This is a genomic window from Micromonospora sp. NPDC003944, from assembly GCF_053605225.1.
Window position 1 is genome coordinate 1 of record NZ_JBSGIV010000105.1, and the last position, 15,238, is coordinate 15,238.

The following is a 15,238-nucleotide window of genomic DNA, read 5'->3' on the forward strand; positions in this document are numbered from 1 at the left end:
CTTCTCGGACCAGAAGCACAATGCCTGGGTGTCGATCTCCGGCACTGCGCCAGTTGGAGAGGGCCAGGGTGGCGGAGTAGCCGGCCAGGACGATCACGTGGAACAGGTAGAGCCACAGGAGGACGGCCACGCCGGCGCCGATGTCGTCGAAGCCGCCGAAGGGCACGCCGAGGTCCAGGGGGAGCGAGGCGAAGAGCACGAAGCCGTGCAGGAAGCCGGAGAGGTTCGCCGCCGTGAACGATCCCATCCCGAGGGTGGAGAGCCAGTCCGGTGAGGCGGGCCCGACGACCCGGAACACCCACACCAGCACCGGCGTGAGCACCAGCCAGACCGCGAGGAACGACAGCACCACACCGAGCACACCCCACCAACCGCCCTGGCGGACGAGGCGGGTGGTGAGCGGGAGCGCCAGCAGGATGGACAGCAGCAGCGCGGGGGCCGGCGCGAGCAGCGGCAGCAGCAGGAGTCGGCCCCGCCAGCCGACCAGGTGCTCGTCGGTGCGGGGCGCGGCCACCGAGACGAACGCCCGGCGCAGGCCCTCGCCGTACAGGGAGGCGGGCAGGAGGGAGGCCAACGCCAGCAGCGGGGTCAACCCCACCCCGGCCTCGACCAGCGCCTCGACCGCCCGGGGCGCGCCGATCGCGGTGGGCAGGGCCTCCACGGCGTACGAGGTGAGCCGCCGGACCCGATCGGCCCCGGCGACGAGTGCGGTGAGCCAGATCGCCAGCAGGGCGACGGGCACCACGGCGATCGCCCCGTAGAAGGTGATCGCGGCGGCGTGCAGCGACAGGTCCCGTCCGCGCACCGGGCGGAACGCGGCGCTGGTGATCCGTTTGGTGCGCTGCCAACCGTTGCCCATCGGGTCCTCCTTCCCTGTCGTCGCGGCCGTCACTCCTTAAGATCGCCGGTCATGACTGTTCTCACCACCGAACGCCTCATCCTGCGCGATTGGACCGACGAGCCGGCCGACCTGGCCCGGATCTACGACATCTACTCCCGTCCGGAGATCACCCGTTGGCTTGCCGTGTCGCCGGGTATGCCGATGACCGACCCGGCGCAGGCCGTCGAGCGGCTGCGGATCTGGCAGGAGCGGCACGCCAACGACAAGGGTCGGTATGGCACCTGGGCGGTCGAGGTCCGGGAGACCGGTCAGGTGGTCGGCACGGCGCTGCTCAAGCCGCTGCCGGGGCTCGATGAGGCGGTACGCACCGAGGACATCGAGACGGGTTGGCACCTGCACCCGGATTCGTGGGGTCACGGCTATGCCACCGAGGCCGCTCGCGCGCTGCTGGCCCGGGAGTTCGCCACCGGCACCCGGGAGATCTACGCGGTGGTGTCGCCGGGCAACGAGCCGTCGATGGCTGTCGCTCGGCGGCTGGGCATGGTCCACGTGGGTCGACGCACCGACTGGTACGGCGGGGAGTTGCTGGAGACCTTCGTGCTGGCGGCACCAGATGCCTGATCGTTCCCGCACGACCTGACGCAAGATCCGCACAGCTTCGGGGAAGGTGTGGCCTCCAGTCGTCGGGAGGTCGTACCTTCCCCGAAATTCTGCGCAGGTGGGGACGGGCGTCTGGTGCCAGGGCAGACAAGACCGTCAATAGTCACGGTGGTCGAAGTGTTGACGCTCCGGTAGCACGTCAGTAACCTTTGGCCAAAGTCGCGCAAGAAGTCGACAAACACATGCACGATTCTGTGCACTGCTCCGGAAGATTCAGCGGGCCTCCAGGGGAGGTCCGTTGATGGTCGTACCCAACAGTTCTTCCAGGACGAGCGGCGCCCCCGCGCCGCCCGGCACCACCCGTCTCTCTCGACACCGGCCCGCTCACGTCGGCCGGCGCTGCACCGCCGCACCCCCACCCCGTGGTCACGCCACCGCGGCAACCGTCCCCCGACGACAAGGACAGTGATGAGACGAACGAATCTGTTCAGGATGGTGGCGGCCACGGCCGCCGCCGCGCTGATCGCCACGGCCGGGGCGACCGCCGTCGCGACCCCGGCCGCCGCCGCCCGCCCCGCCGAACCGGCCGCCGCGCCGAGCAGCGGCTTCGCCGCGGCGGCCACCAACCTCGCGCAGGGCCGTCCGACCCAGGAGAGCGGCCACGCCGACGTCTACGACTCGTCGAAGGTCGTCGACGGCAACGCGGGCAGCTACTGGGAGAGCGTCAACAACGCGTTCCCGCAGTGGGTGCAGGTCGACCTCGGCTCGTCGCAGAGCGTCAACCAGGTCGTCCTCAAGCTGCCGACCTCTGGTTGGGGGACCCGGACGCAGACGTTGAGCGTGCGGGGCAGCACCAACGGTTCGTCGTTCACCGATCTGGTCGGGTCGCAGACGTACACCTTCAACCCGGCGAGTGGCAGCACCGTCACCATCAACTTCAGCGCGACCTCGACCCGCTACGTCCGGATCACCATCACCGCCAACAGCGGCTGGCCGGCGGGGCAGCTCTCCGAACTGGAGGTGTACGGCAGCGGGGGCACCACCCCGGACACCACCGCGCCGAGCGCCCCGGGCAACCTCTCGTACACCCAGTCGGGCACCACCATCAGCCTCAACTGGGTCGCGTCGACGGACAACGCGGGCGGCAGCGGTGTCGCCGGCTACGACGTCTACCGCAACGGCGCGTTCCTCCAGTCCATCGGCAACGTGACCACCTTCAACGACACGCAGCCGGCGACCGCGACGGTGTCGTACTACGTCCGGGCCCGCGACGCGGCCGGCAACGTCTCCGGCAACAGCAACACGGTGACCCGGACCGGCAGCGGTGACACCACCGCGCCGAGCACCCCGGGGACGCTGTCGCAGAGCACGTCGGGCAGCACGATCACGCTCAACTGGGGGGCGTCCACCGACTCGGGTGGCAGTGGGCTGGCCGGTTACAACGTCTACCGGGGCGGCAGCCTGATCGCCACGCTGGGGACGGTCCTGACCTACCAGGACACCCAGCCGGCGACGGCGACGGTGTCGTACTACGTCCGCGCCCGCGACGGGGCCGGCAACCTGTCCGGCAACAGCAACACCGTCACCCGGACCGGCAGCAACCCGCCCGCCTGCACCAACGTGGCGCAGGGTAAGAGCATGACGGCGAGCGGCTCCACCTTCACCTTCACCCCGGACAAGGCGAACGACGGGCAGCTCTCCACCTACTGGGAGGGCGCGGCGAGCTACCCGCAGAACCTGACCGTCGCGCTCGGCGCGAACCACTCCATCTCCGGTGTCACCGTGAAGCTCAACCCCGACTCGGCCTGGGGCACCCGTACCCAGACCATCCAGGTCCTCGGCCGCGACCAGGCGTCGTCGACGTACACCAGTCTGGTGTCGGCGGCGGCCTACCAGTTCGTCCAGGGCAGCAACGTGGTGACCATCCCGGTGAGCGCGACCACGGCGGACGTGCAGCTGCGGTTCACCGGCAACACCGGCGCCCCCTCCGGGCAGGTGGCCGAGCTCGAGGTGTGCGGCACCCCGGCGCCCAACCCGGACCTGGTGGTCAGCTCGGTGACGTGGTCGCCCTCGTCGCCGAGTGAGGTCTCCGCGGTGACGCTGTCGGCAGTCGTGCAGAACATCGGCTCGGCGTCCGCCGGTGCCACGACAGTGAACTTCAGCCTGGCCGGCGCGGTCGTCGGCAGCGCCTCGGTGGGTGCGCTCGCCGCAGGTGCTTCGACCACGGTGTCGTTCAACGCCGGCACCCGGCCGATGGGCAGCTACGCCGTCTCGGCGGTGGTCGACCCGGCGAACACGATCGTCGAGCAGAACAACGGCAACAACAGCTTCACCGCGGCGTCGCCGCTGGTGGTGGCGCAGGCCCCGGGCCCCGACCTCCAGGTGCTCAGCATCGCCTCGAACCCGCCGAACCCGGCCGTCGGGGCGTCCGTCACCTTCACCGTGGCGGTCCGCAACCGGGGCACCACCGCGACCGGCACGACAACCGTCACCCGGCTGGTCGCCGGCAGCACCACGCTCAACACCAACACCGCCTCGATCGCGGCCGGCGCGACTGTCACCGTGGCCGTCAGTGGTAGTTGGACCGCCACCAGCGGCGGCGCCACCCTCACCGCCACCGCCGACGCCACGAACGTGGTCGCCGAGACCAACGAGACGAACAACGCGTTCAGCCAGTCGATCGTGGTCGGTCGCGGGGCCGCCGTCCCGTACGTCTCGTACGAGGCGGAGGCCGGTCGTTACTCGGGCACGCTGCTGGAGGCCGACCCGCTGCGGACGTTCGGGCACACCAACTTCGCAAGCGAGTCCTCGGGCCGCAAGTCGGTCCGGCTCACCGGCACCGGCCAGTTCGTCGAGTTCACCTCGGCCAACCAGGCCAACTCCATCGTGGTGCGCAACTCCATCCCGGACGCGCCGGGTGGCGGCGGCATCGAGGCGACCATCAGCCTCTACGTCAACGACGTCTTCTCCCGGAAGTTGACGCTGTCGTCGAAGCACAGCTGGCTCTACGGCAACACCGACGGGCCGGAGGCGCTGACCAACACCCCGCAGGCCGACGCCCGACGGCTCTTCGACGAGTCGAACGCGCTGCTGGCGCAGTCGTACCCGGCCGGCACCCGGTTCAAGTTGCAGCGCGACTCTGGTGACACCGCCTCCTTCTACGTCATCGACATGATCGACCTGGAGCAGGTGGCACCCCCGGCGAGCCAGCCGGCCGGCTGCACCTCGATCACGTCGTACGGTGCGGTCCCGAACGACGGGCTCGACGACACCGCCGCGATCCAGCGGGCGGTGACCGACGACCAGAACGGCGTCATCAGCTGCGTCTGGATCCCCGCCGGGCAGTGGCGGCAGGAGCAGAAGATCCTGACCGACGACCCGCTGAACCGGGGCACGCACAACCAGGTCGGCATTAGCAACGTCACGATCCGGGGCGCCGGCATGTGGCACTCGCAGCTCTACACGCTCACCGAGCCGCAGAACGTGGTGGGCGGCATCAACCACCCGCACGAGGGCAACTTCGGCTTCGACATCGACAAGAACACCCAGATCTCCGACATCGCCATCTTCGGCTCCGGTCGGATCCGGGGCGGTGACGGCAACGCCGAGGGTGGCGTCGGTCTGAACGGTCGCTTCGGCACCGGCACGAAGATCAGCAACGTCTGGATCGAGCACGCCAACGTGGGTGTCTGGGTCGGTCGCGACTACGACAACATCCCCGACCTGTGGGGCCCGGCCGACGGGCTGGACTTCAGCGGCATGCGGATCCGCAACACGTACGCCGACGGCATCAACTTCAGCAACGGCACGCGCAACTCGCGGGTGTTCAACTCGTCGTTCCGCACCACCGGCGACGACGCGCTCGCGGTCTGGGCCAACCCGTACGTCAAGGATCGCAGCGTCGACATCGCCCACGACAACCACTTCGTGAACAACACCATCCAGCTGCCCTGGCGGGCCAACGGCATCGCCATCTACGGCGGTTACGACAACTCCATCGAGAACAACCTGATCTACGACACCGCCAACTACCCGGGCATCATGCTGGCGACCGACCACGACCCGTTGCCGTTCTCCGGCACGACGCTGATCGCCAACAACGGGCTCTACCGCACCGGCGGCGCCTTCTGGAACGAGGACCAGGAGTTCGGTGCCATCACCCTCTTCCCGGCCACTCGGGACATCGTCGGGGTCACCATCCGCGACACCGACATCATCGATTCGACGTACGACGGCATCCAGTTCAAGAACGGCGGCGGCAACATGCCGAACGTCGCCATCACCAACGTGCGGATCGACAAGTCGGTCAACGGTGCCGGCATCCTCGCGATGAGCGGCGCGCGCGGTAACGCCAACCTGACGAACGTGACAATCACCAACTCGGCCGACGGCAACATCGTCATCCAGCCGGGCTCGCAGTTCGTCATCAACGGCGGCTAACCCGCCGGTTTCCGTAAAATCGGGGTGTCCGCGGACTGCGGACACCCCGATTTCCGTGAAGCTGAGTCGATCGCCGCAGCGCAGGGGCCGTCGTGGGCGTCGGGCCGCCGGCAACGGCCGGCATCGCCGAGCCGGGCGTTACAGAACACTCGGGTACGCAGAAACTGCGCGTCCTCCTCGCTGAGCGTGGTCTCCCCGAAGTCGACGACGGTGACGTGACCGAGCGAGTCGCGCAGTGCCACGGCCAGGGCGGTGACCTCGTCGAGGCTGGTCAGCGTGGTCGGCAAGTGGATGATCCACTGCTGCGCGGCCCGTTCCGCTGGTGACGGTGGCTTGCTCCCCGCAGGATGATTCGCGCGTAGTGCGGGCCCGGCCACCTGCACTGGTAGGCGATCCTCCGTCGGGTAGCTCATCGCAGCGCGACCGTCCCTCCAGCGAGGAGGGTCCGGACCTGCTCGTCGGTCAGGCCGCGCTCTCCCAGGACCCTACGGCCCCAGCGGTGCAGCCGGCACGGGTGCGGAGCCGCGTCCTTGCGGCACCGCTGACCGTCGGGCCGCTGCTCGGGGGTGTGCACGGTGACCGCCCGCAGCGCGAACACGACGTCCTCTGCGGTCACGTAGGGCGGCATCGGCAGATCGTCGGGGGCGTCGTCACTTTTCTCCATGGCTCTCCGTCCAATGCGATCATTCCGCTGTCATCCACGATGGTCATTCCAGTGCTGGTCTGGCGCAATCTTTCGGAGCAGAATGCGAACCAAGGGATGAGGTGTCTTACGCGACGACAGCCAGGGAGATGACGTGGACGATGCCGGCAGCACAGTTCCGCGCAGGCAGCTCGGCAGATATCTGAGAGAGCTTCGCGAAGACGCGTACGTGACAGTTACCGCAGCGGCCAAGGAGTTGGAATGGTCGGCACCTCGGATCTGGCGCTACGAGACCGGCCAGGTCTCCATGCACCCGAACGACGTGGCGGCGATGTGCCGCGTCTACGGCGCGTCCCCGGAGACGATCGAGACGATGCGGGCGCTGGCCCGCGAGACCAAGGCGCACGGCTGGTGGCACAGCTACGGCGAGGCGATCAAGGACTGGTTCAAGCTGTACGTCGGCCTGGAAGCCGCCGCCACCCGCATCCGCAAGTATGAGGTCGACCTGGTGCCCGGCCTGTTGCAGACGGTCGAGTACATGACCGAGGTGATCGCCACCGACCACCCGCAGATGGGCGGGTCGGAGCGTCAGGCGAAGGTCGAGGTACGGCTTCGCCGCCAACGGCTGCTGGCTCGGGCGATACCGCGCGCTCCGCGCCTCGACGTCATCCTGAGCGAGGCGGTGCTGCGCCGCCCGCTGCGCGATCGGGTGGCGATGGCCCGGCAACTGGAGTCGCTGCTGGTCTCGTCGCGGCAGCACAACATCGGCATCCGGGTGTTGCCGTTCGCCGCGGGCCTGGTCCGTTGGGCGCAGGCCGGCACCTTCACCATGCTCGACTTCCCGTCCGACGTGCGGGAGCCGGAGCCGACGACGATCTACATGGACGGGCCGTGCGGCGCGGTCTACCTTGACAAGACCCACGAGATCGAGATCTACGAGGACGCGTGGCGCTCCCTCGGTGAGCGGGCGCTGAGCGCCGACGAGTCCCGAGAGTTGATCGCGGCCATAGCGAAGGAGATGACCGATGGTGCGTGACGGAGTCTGGCGCACGTCGACCCGGTCCGGCGGTGAGGGCGACTGCGTCGAGGTGGCCGGCTTCGCCGACACCGTCGGCGTACGCGACAGCAAGGACCGGCAGGGGCCCGTGCTGACCTTCACCCCCTCGGCCTGGGCCGCGTTCGTACAGTTCACGGCGGTGAGCCAGCCCGTGCAATGATCAGGTCCGGCTCGCTGGGCGGAAGGCTGACGGATCAGGATGGGCGTCATCACGACCGGGTTCTGTCTCGCCGTACCCATGTTCGTGCTCTGGCTGTGGATCCGACCTCTGCTCACCGGCCGCTGGAAGACTCCCGGCTGGTTCCTCGCGACGGCCGGGCTCGCGATCGTCGCCACCGCTGTCACCTGGTTCCTCGGGGCGTTCGCGGGTCCCTTCATGAGCTCGGAGGAGTCCTGCCGGCAGGCCGGCGTCAGCTACGACAGGGACTACCGCGCAGTGCACTGGCGCGAGTCGTCGCGCTGGTTTCCCCTGCACGACCGATGCAACGCCACGTACGATCTGGTGCCCGCCTGGGTCAACCCGGCCCTGGTGCTGCTGTCCCTGCTGGCCGTCCTCTGCATCGGCGTGGCGGTCTGGCTGGCCGTCGTGCGGTACCACACCAGAAGGAGCGCAGCGCGTGCCGGCAGATCTTGGGAACTTTCCGTTCGGTCTTGACGGAAACTGTCCAAGATCTGCACGCCGCGCGAGGAGGCCGCGACGCGGTCATCTCGGGAAGCCGGACCGGGTGTGCGATGACGCACATCTGGGGCTGCGGTGGCTAGGCTGACCTGAGCAGGATGGTCCGCTGAGGGGGTGAGCCCGGATGGCCCAGGCAGCGTTCGCGCCGGAGCCGGCGCCGCAGCACACCGAGCCGTCGTTCGACGTGCTGCGGTGGCACGACGAGCCGTGGACCGCGCAGCTCGCCCTCGACCTGTTGCCGGAGACCAACGGCCCCAAGGTTGAGGTCCTGAGCGGAAGCGTGATCGTGACACCACATGCCGGGTACGACCATCAGGACGCGGAGTTGGACCTCGCGTTCCACCTCAAGCAGGCAGCCCGCCGGGCCAAGCTGTGGCTTTACCTTGAGACGAACATCGTCTCGGGCCAGGACCTGTTCATCCCGGACATCGTCATCCTCGACGCTCCGGGCGGCGGTCGAACGACCATGGACATCGACCACGCCGTGCTCCTCGGGGAGATCGTCTCTCCCGGAAGCCGGCGCAAGGACATCATCGACCGCCCGCGTGAGTACGCCGCCGTCGGCGTGCCGTTCTTCCTGCGCGTCGACCTGCGTAATCGAGTGCCCACCATCGCGTTGTACGAGCTGACCGAGGGCGAGTACCGGCCGGTGGCCGCCGCTGCGGCCGGGACGCGTTTCGTCATGCGGGAGCCGTTCGAGTTCTCGATCGACCCGGCGGACCTGCTCGGCGAGGAGGCGGCACCCGACCAGTCGGGCGCGGACAGGTGACGCCTACAAGCCCGTGATCGACTCGGTTTCCTTGAAGGCGGGTCGTCCGGGTAGCGGGCATGCCCCGACATCCTTGAACCCGAGTCGATCATGGCCGGGGGCCGCGCGGGGGGAGGGCTGAGGCTCCCAGCGGGCGTGCAGCGGGGGTGGGGGAGAATGGCCGCGTGACTTCCCCCCGCGATCTTGTTCTGCTCGGGTCCACCGGTTCGATCGGTACGCAAGCCATCGACATCGTCAGGCGTAACCCGGACCGGTTCCGGGTGGTGGCCGTGGGTGCCGGCGGCGGCAACGTCGAGCTGCTCGCCGCGCAGGCCCTCGAACTCGGCGTCGAGGCGGTCGGGGTGGCCAGGGCTTCCGCCGCACAGGATCTCCAGCTCGCGTTCTACGCGGAGGCGAGCCGGCGCGGGTGGGCCACCGGCGACTTCAAGCTTCCCAAGATCGTGGCCGGCCCGGACGCCATGACCGAGCTGGCCCAGTGGCCGTGCGACATCGTGCTCAACGGGGTGGTCGGCTCGCTGGGCCTCGCTCCTACGCTGGCCGCGCTGCGTGGTGGTCGTACCCTCGCGCTTGCCAACAAGGAGTCGCTCGTGGCCGGCGGCCCGCTGGTCAAGGCCGCGGTGACGCGGCCGGGGCAGATCGTGCCTGTCGACTCGGAGCACTCGGCGCTGGCCCAGTGCCTGCGCTCGGGGTCGCGCGGTGAGGTGCGGCGGCTGATCGTCACGGCCAGCGGCGGCCCGTTCCGGGGTCGACGGCGTGACGAGTTGACGCAGGTCACACCCGAGCAGGCGCTCGCGCACCCGACCTGGAACATGGGGCCGGTCGTCACGATCAACTCGGCGACCATGGTCAACAAGGCGCTCGAGGTGATCGAGGCGCACGAGCTGTTCGACGTGCCCTACGCCGACATCGCCGTGATGGTGCACCCGCAGTCGGTGATCCACTCGATGGTCGAGTTCGTCGACGGGTCGACGATCGCCCAGGCCAGCCCTCCGGACATGCGGCTGCCGATCGCGCTGGGCATGGGCTGGCCGGACCGGGTCCCCGAGGCGGCGACGGCTGTCGACTGGACGGCCGCGCACACCTGGGAGTTCACGCCGCTCGACGACGAGGCGTTCCCGGCAGTGGCGCTTGCCAAGGCCGCCGGGGAGGCCGGTCGGAGCCGCCCGGCGATCTACAACGCGGCGAACGAGGAGTGTGTCGAGGCGTTCGTGGCGGGCCGGCTGCCGTTCCTCGGCATCGTCGACACCCTCGAACGCGTGTTGGAGGAGGCTCCGGACTTCGGCGAACCGGGTACCGTCGAGGACGTGCTCGCGGCTGAGTCGTGGGCGCGCGCGCACGCGCAGGAGATCATCGCGGGTTCGGTGGAAGGAGCTTGATGTCGTACCTGCTCGGGGTGGTCCTCTTCGCCCTGGCCATTCTCATCTCGGTGAGCCTGCACGAGGCGGGTCACCTGCTGACCGCCAAGGCGTTCGGGATGAAGGTCACCAAGTACTTCGTCGGCTTCGGCCCCACGATCTGGTCGTTCAAGCGGGGTGAGACCGAGTACGGCCTCAAGGGCATCCCGCTCGGCGGCTTCTGCAAGATCGTTGGAATGACCCCGCAGGACGACGACGTCGAGCCGGGCGACGAGTCGCGGGTGATGTGGCGCTACCCGGTCTGGAAGCGGACGATCGTGATGGCCGCCGGCTCGATCACGCACTTCGCCCTCGCCCTGGTCACGATCTGGATCCTGGCTGTCTCCGCGGGCCTGCCCAACCCCGACTTCCCGACCACCGACGCGCAGGCCCGCCAGGAGCCGGCCGTCATCCGGCTCAGTGACTGCGTGGTCGCGGAGAACTCGGTGCGCGCCTGCGCCCCGGGGGATGCGGCCAGCCCGGCCGCCCAGGCGCAGTTGCAGAACGGCGACCGGATCACCTCGATCAACGGCACCCCGATCACCTCCTACGGCGACCTGCTCACCACGCTGCGCAACCTCAAGCCGGGCGACACCGCGCAGATCGCGTACGTCCGCGACGGGCAGCCGGCCACCGCAAGCACGGTGCTCGCGCAGACGCAGCGTCCGCCGCTGGACAACCCGACCGGCGCCGCCGCGCCCGTGGCCGCGCTCGGCGTCGGGCTCGTCCCCAGCACGCCAACCCGGGTGACGTACGGCCCGATCGGCGCCTTCGGCGCCACCGCCGACTTCACCGGTGAACTGGCTGTCGGCACCGTCCAGGCGCTCCAGCGACTCCCGCAGAAGGTGCCCGCCCTGTGGACCGCCCTCACCGGCGGCGAGCGCGACATCGACACCCCGATCAGCGTGGTCGGTGCCAGCCGACTCGGCGGCGAGGCTGTCGAGAACAACGCCTGGCTGGTCTTCTTCATGCTCTTCGTGTCGCTGAACTTCTTCATCGGCGTGTTCAACCTGCTGCCGCTGCTCCCGGTGGACGGCGGCCACATCGCCGTCGCCTGGTTCGAACGCGCACGCTCCTGGGTCTACGCGCGGATCGGCCGGGCCGACCCCGGCCGGGTGGACTACCTCAAACTGATGCCCTTCACGTACGCGGTGATCCTGATCGGTGGCGCGTTCACGCTGCTGACAATCGCCGCGGACGTCGTCAACCCCATCACCCTCTTCTCAAGGTGAGTGCCTGAAGTGACAGCTATCAGTCTCGGTATGCCCGCCGTCCCGCCCCCGCCGCTCGCCCCCCGTCGGGCCAGCCGCCAGATCATGGTCGGCTCGGTGCCGGTCGGTGGTGGTGCGCCGGTGTCGGTGCAGTCGATGACCACGACCCTCACCTCCGACATCAACGCGACCCTCCAGCAGATCGCCGAGCTGACCGCGTCCGGCTGCCAGATCGTCCGGGTGGCGGTGCCGTCCCAGGACGACGTGGAGGCGCTGCCCGCGATCGCCAAGAAGTCGCAGATCCCGGTGATCGCCGACATCCACTTCCAGCCCAAGTACGTCTTCGCGGCGATCGACGCCGGCTGCGCGGCGGTCCGGGTCAACCCGGGCAACATCCGCCAGTTCGACGACAAGGTCAAGGAGATCGCTCGTGCCGCCGGGGACGCGGGGGTGCCGATCCGGATCGGCGTCAACGCCGGCTCGCTGGACAAGCGACTGCTGTCCAAGTACGGCAAGGCCACCGCCGAGGCGCTCGTCGAGTCGGCGCTGTGGGAGTGCTCGCTGTTCGAGGAGCACGGCTTCCGGGACATCAAGATCTCGGTCAAGCACAACGACCCGGTCGTGATGATCCGGGCGTACCGGCAGCTCGCCGAGCAGTGCGACTACCCGCTGCACCTCGGCGTCACCGAGGCCGGGCCGGCGTTCCAGGGCACCATCAAGTCGGCGGTCGCCTTCGGCGCGCTGCTCGCCGAGGGGATCGGCGACACGATCCGGGTGTCGCTGTCCGCCCCGCCGGTCGAGGAGATCAAGGTCGGCAACCAGATCCTCGAGTCCCTCGGTCTGCGCGAACGCGGCCTGGAGATCGTCTCCTGCCCGTCCTGCGGTCGGGCCCAGGTCGACGTCTACAAGCTCGCCGAGGAGGTCACCGCCGGCCTGGAAGGACTGCCGGTGCCGCTGCGGGTCGCCGTCATGGGCTGCGTGGTCAACGGGCCGGGCGAGGCCCGGGAAGCCGACCTCGGCGTCGCCTCCGGCAACGGCAAGGGCCAGATCTTCGTCAAGGGGCAGGTCGTCAAGACGGTGCCCGAGGCGCAGATCGTGGAGACCCTGATCGAGGAGGCGCTGCGGATCGCCGACGAGATGGGTGCCGAGCTTCCCGAGGAGCTGCGCGGGCTGGTCACCGGCCCGACGGTCACCGTGCACTGATCTCCCAGCTGGACGATGCGGCCGTTCCCCGTGCGGGGAACGGCCGCATTGCGTCTGTGCTGATCGTGCGTCTTGCTGGTGCGCTGCCGTGGCGGTGCCGTACTGCCGTGCGGTGCCGTGCGGTGCCGTGCTGCCGTGCTGCCGTGCTGCCGTGCTGCCGTGCTGCCGTGCTGCCGTGCTGCCGTGCGGTGCCGTGCGGTGCCGTGCTGCCGTGCCGCGCCGCGCCGTGGCATGGCGTGGTGCGGTCTGGCGTCACTCGGATTCGGCGAGGATCGCGTACAGCTTGCGTCGGGTCTCGTCGAGCACCTGGGCGGCCCGCTCGCGCTGGTCGTCGGTGCCGTGCGTCATCACCTGGCGCAGCGCGTTCATCGCCTGCGCGCCGGAATCACGGATGTCGTGCCAACTGCTCACCGTGCCCTGGGCGACGTCCGCCCACGGCGGGGTCTGCGCGGCCTCGGTGGCCTCCGCCTGGCCGGCCTCGGTGACCGTGAACCGCTTGCGCCCGCCCCCGGACTCCTCGGTGCTGGCGATGATGACGCCCTCGTCCTCCAACAGTTGGAGGGTGGGGTAGATCGAGCCCGGGCTCGGCCGCCACGCACCGCCGGTGCGGGAGTCGATCTCCTGGATCATCTCGTAGCCGTGCATCGGGCGCTCGGTGAGCAGGGCCAACACGGAGGCTCGGACGTTGGGGCGTCGGCCCCGACCCCGCCCACGGCCCCGGCCGCCCCAGGGGCCGCCGTGTTCGTGGCCATGACCGTGCGGGCCGGGCGGGACCGGCGGGAAGCCGAACCCCCGCATCCGGGCTTCGTGCATCGGGTGGTGCTGTCGGTGGAACCTCATCGGGTTCTTCCTCTCGTAGGACTATCGCTGATGCATCAACGATATATCGCCAATGCATCGCCGACAACCTCGATTCACCTCACCCTCGGCATCCTGGGGCTCGTCGCCAGGGTGATCGCCACACCCGCTCGATCGGCGGCACGTGCGGCGCCCGCGTACTCTTCGCCCGCCGGCGGCGCTGCACACCCTCGCGCTCGGTCCGGGCCGACTCGTACTCGGTGCCCTGTTTCTCCTGCTCGGAGCCCTGCTGCCCCGGTCGTCCGGCGGGCCGGGCGGACCCGGCCCCGCGCAACCGATGCCGGCCTTGTCACTCGACCGGCGAAGCGGGGGGCTGATCTGGCAGGCTGATAGTCGTGCTGACGGTGCCGGTACGCCAACTGGGGGAATCGGAGCGCCGCGCGGTCGAGCGACTGCTCGACCATGACCCGTTCGCGGGCGCGCAGGTCGCCGAGCGCATCGCCGCGCGCGGACTCTCCTGGTGGCGGGCCGAGGGCAGAATCCTGGGGTACGGGGCCCGCCGCAACCTCGAATCACTCTGCTGGCTCGGCGGCAACCTCACTCCGGTGCTGGCCAGTGACGCGGCGGTGGCCGCCTTCGCCGACCTGCTCGCTGGCGAGGAACGGCTCTGCTCTTCGATCGTCGGCCGAGCCGATGCCGTCCTCGGGCTGTGGGACCGGCTCTCCGACACCTGGGGGCCAGCGCGAGACGTCCGCCCCAATCAGCCACTGCTGGTCACCGACACCCTGCCACCCGTACCTGCCGATCCGGAGGTACGCCAGGTGCGCTCCGGCGAAGTCGACAAGCTCTTCCCGGCGGCGGTCGCCATGTACAGCGAAGAGGTAGGCGTCTCCCCGCTGGCCGAGGACGGCGGCCGTAGCTACCGTCGGCGAGTCAACGACCTGGTCCGGACCGGGCGCGCGTACGCCCGCATCATCGACGGCAAGGTCGTCTTCAAGGCCGAACTGGCCGTGGTCACCAAGCGCACAGCGCAGATCCAGGGCGTCTGGGTGGCACCCGAGTGGCGAGGCCGGGGGATCGCCACCGCCGCCATGGCAGCCGTGGTCCGCGACGCGCTGGTGCGGGTCGCCCCCACCGTCAGCCTGTACGTCAACGACTTCAACCTCCCGGCCCGCCGCGTCTACGAGCGGTGCGGCTTCCGACCGATCGGCACCCTGGCCACCGTCCTCTTCTGACCACCGCGGTTGCTTGCCGGCGGTGCGTCCCGGCGAGATCTTGGACAGTTTCCGTTCTGGGCGGACGGTAAGTGTCCAAGATCTGCGGGTGCGGAGTGTGGAAAGGCCGCTGGCCGGCATCCCCGGGGTGCGGGGTGCCGGCCAGCGGTCGGTGTTGTGCGGTGGTCTTGCTGTGCGGTGGTCTTGCTGTGCGGTCGTGCGTGCGGTGCTGGGGGTCAGCTGTTCCAGTGCTGGGCAACCAGGTCGGTGGCCTGCTGCTCCCACTGGGCGTAGGCGTCCGGGTACGCCGACACCTGCACGGTCTGCGCGGCGTCGGTCAGCGGCATGTCCTGCCACCCGTCGACCTGCTTCAGACCCTTCAGGAACGC

The 15,238-nt window shown here is 69.5% G+C and carries 14 protein-coding genes; 10 read left to right on the top strand and 4 right to left on the bottom strand.

Annotated elements, in window-relative coordinates; translation table 11 throughout:
* The coding region (locus ACWER9_RS30400; RefSeq protein WP_452305077.1) for a YhjD/YihY/BrkB family envelope integrity protein at window positions 1-859 on the bottom strand (859 nt) is incomplete at its 3' end.
* A 51-nt stretch (window positions 860-910) separates the two neighbouring features.
* On the opposite strand from ACWER9_RS30400, the gene ACWER9_RS30405 reads away from it, so the two are divergent.
* Together ACWER9_RS30405 and ACWER9_RS30410 are read left to right on the top strand one after the other, a co-directional pair.
* A complete protein-coding gene (locus tag ACWER9_RS30405; RefSeq protein WP_452305078.1) occupies window positions 911-1,462 on the top strand; it encodes a GNAT family N-acetyltransferase in 552 nt (183 codons plus the stop codon).
* Between the two features lie 447 nt (window positions 1,463-1,909).
* Window positions 1,910-5,881, top strand: coding sequence for a CARDB domain-containing protein (locus ACWER9_RS30410; RefSeq protein WP_452305079.1), 3,972 nt, complete (start codon window positions 1,910-1,912; stop codon window positions 5,879-5,881).
* Here the strand turns inward: ACWER9_RS30410 and ACWER9_RS30415 are convergent.
* On the bottom strand, window positions 5,878-6,294 hold the full coding sequence (locus tag ACWER9_RS30415; protein ID WP_452305080.1) for a hypothetical protein: 417 nt from the start codon (window positions 6,292-6,294) through the stop codon (window positions 5,878-5,880). The two genes, ACWER9_RS30410 and ACWER9_RS30415, sit on opposite strands and share 4 nt — an antisense overlap.
* Entirely contained in the window at window positions 6,291-6,545 is a 255-nt protein-coding gene (locus tag ACWER9_RS30420; protein WP_452305081.1) for a hypothetical protein, read from the bottom strand. Before ACWER9_RS30420 ends, ACWER9_RS30415 begins: the two co-directional genes overlap by 4 nt.
* 133 nt (window positions 6,546-6,678) lie before the next feature.
* On the opposite strand from ACWER9_RS30420, the gene ACWER9_RS30425 reads away from it, so the two are divergent.
* From ACWER9_RS30425 to ispG, 7 genes are all read left to right on the top strand, one after another.
* Complete coding sequence (locus ACWER9_RS30425; RefSeq protein ID WP_452305082.1) at window positions 6,679-7,560, top strand: helix-turn-helix domain-containing protein; 882 nt, start codon at window positions 6,679-6,681, stop codon at window positions 7,558-7,560.
* Window positions 7,550-7,741 (top strand): DUF397 domain-containing protein, encoded by a 192-nt coding sequence (locus ACWER9_RS30430; RefSeq protein WP_452305083.1) that lies wholly within the window; start codon window positions 7,550-7,552, stop codon window positions 7,739-7,741. Before ACWER9_RS30425 ends, ACWER9_RS30430 begins: the two co-directional genes overlap by 11 nt.
* Before the next feature lie 39 nt (window positions 7,742-7,780).
* Window positions 7,781-8,236: a hypothetical protein gene (locus ACWER9_RS30435; RefSeq protein WP_452305084.1), complete on the top strand. Its 456-nt coding sequence runs from the start codon at window positions 7,781-7,783 to the stop codon at window positions 8,234-8,236.
* A gap of 148 nt (window positions 8,237-8,384) precedes the next feature.
* Window positions 8,385-9,029: a Uma2 family endonuclease gene (locus ACWER9_RS30440; RefSeq protein ID WP_452305085.1), complete on the top strand. Its 645-nt coding sequence runs from the start codon at window positions 8,385-8,387 to the stop codon at window positions 9,027-9,029.
* Window positions 9,030-9,193: 164 nt separating this feature from the next.
* On the top strand, window positions 9,194-10,405 hold the full coding sequence (dxr, locus tag ACWER9_RS30445; RefSeq protein ID WP_452305086.1) for a 1-deoxy-D-xylulose-5-phosphate reductoisomerase: 1,212 nt from the start codon (window positions 9,194-9,196) through the stop codon (window positions 10,403-10,405).
* Window positions 10,405-11,655, top strand: coding sequence for a M50 family metallopeptidase (locus ACWER9_RS30450; protein WP_452305087.1), 1,251 nt, complete (start codon window positions 10,405-10,407; stop codon window positions 11,653-11,655). Before dxr ends, ACWER9_RS30450 begins: the two co-directional genes overlap by 1 nt.
* A 9-nt stretch (window positions 11,656-11,664) precedes the next feature.
* Window positions 11,665-12,837: a flavodoxin-dependent (E)-4-hydroxy-3-methylbut-2-enyl-diphosphate synthase gene (ispG, locus tag ACWER9_RS30455; protein WP_088991003.1), complete on the top strand. Its 1,173-nt coding sequence runs from the start codon at window positions 11,665-11,667 to the stop codon at window positions 12,835-12,837.
* Between the two features lie 252 nt (window positions 12,838-13,089).
* Here the strand turns inward: ispG and ACWER9_RS30460 are convergent, their stop codons facing one another.
* On the bottom strand, window positions 13,090-13,677 hold the full coding sequence (locus ACWER9_RS30460; protein ID WP_452305088.1) for a PadR family transcriptional regulator: 588 nt from the start codon (window positions 13,675-13,677) through the stop codon (window positions 13,090-13,092).
* 353 nt (window positions 13,678-14,030) lie between these two features.
* On the opposite strand from ACWER9_RS30460, the gene ACWER9_RS30465 reads away from it, so the two are divergent.
* On the top strand, window positions 14,031-14,870 hold the full coding sequence (locus tag ACWER9_RS30465; RefSeq protein WP_452305089.1) for a GNAT family N-acetyltransferase: 840 nt from the start codon (window positions 14,031-14,033) through the stop codon (window positions 14,868-14,870).
* The last annotated feature ends 368 nt before the right edge of the window (window positions 14,871-15,238 follow it).